The following is a 254-nucleotide window of genomic DNA, read 5'->3' as shown; positions in this document are numbered from 1 at the left end:
GTGCCATGCGGGATCACGGCGCGGGCGAACTCGGCGGGGGTGAGCATGGTGCTCTCGATATGCATATGCCCGTCGCAAAGGCCGGGCGCCATATAGCGGCCCTTGGCGGCGATGATAAGGGTATCATGCCGCGGCAATGGCTCGCGTCGGGGCCGACAAAGGCGATGCGCCCGGCGGCGATGGCGATGTCATGGTCGGGCAGGCATTCGCGGGTGTGCACATTGACCCATGTGCCGCCGGTGATGATCGTATCG

General features: G+C 65.7%; 1 pseudogene. It reads right to left on the bottom strand.

The features are described from left to right. A pseudogene (locus tag FCK22_RS18430) lies at positions 1-254 on the bottom strand (adenine deaminase); the annotation flags it as partial.

Origin of the sequence: Sulfitobacter sp. 15WGC (assembly GCF_005068605.1) — a bacterium.
In the GTDB taxonomy this organism is placed as follows: domain Bacteria; phylum Pseudomonadota; class Alphaproteobacteria; order Rhodobacterales; family Rhodobacteraceae; genus Sulfitobacter; species Sulfitobacter faviae.
This window is presented reverse-complemented; position numbering and strand designations above follow the sequence as displayed.